Source organism: Leucobacter sp. M11 (assembly GCF_035726885.1).
GTDB lineage: Bacteria > Actinomycetota > Actinomycetes > Actinomycetales > Microbacteriaceae > JAPFRB01.
Map to the genome: position 1 here is coordinate 358,342 of NZ_JAPFRB010000002.1, position 604 is coordinate 358,945.

At 77.8% G+C, this 604-nt stretch carries 1 pseudogene; it reads right to left on the reverse strand.

The window, feature by feature from the left end:
* Window positions 1-604: pseudogene (locus OOT08_RS05970) on the reverse strand (hypothetical protein); the annotation flags it as partial.

Here is a 604-nt window from a genome sequence, read left to right on the forward strand (position 1 = left end):
CGGCCAGGCAGTCGAACCAGGCCGCCACCTCCGCGCTCGGGGCGAGGGCCGACAGCCCCGTGCCCGCGACCGTGTCCAGGCCGTTTCGGGCGAGCCTGCCGAGGAACTCGGCCAGCGGGAGACCGAGCGAGGCGGCCCCGCTCACCAGCTCCGCGGGTCGAAATCCGTGGATGTGCAGCCCGGGTCCCCCCGCGCGGATGGCGGCGAGCGCGGCGAGCATCTGCGCGCCGCGGTCCCCGCCGGACGGTGCCCCGAGGATAGCGGCCTCGCTCGCCCCCGATCGCTCCGCCTCGGCCGCGGCCGCGGTGATCGCGTCGAGGTCCACCGGCTCCGCATCGCCCAGGCGGAACACCCGGTTGCGCACGAACGTCAGCTCGGGGAAGCGGTCCCGCCGAAGCTCATCCGCGAGGGCCGTGAGGCGTCGGAGCGCCGCGCCCTCCCGGCCGAGGAGCCCCACGGCCTCGCGATCGCTCAGCCGCCCGGGGTCCTGGCCCAGGCGCTCGATCAGGGCGTCCCCCAGCAGCGGGGAGGCGGTCCCGCCCCCGCTCTGGGCGTCCCCCGGCGGCGGGGAAGCGGTCCCGCCGCCGATCAGCTCGATCCCCGC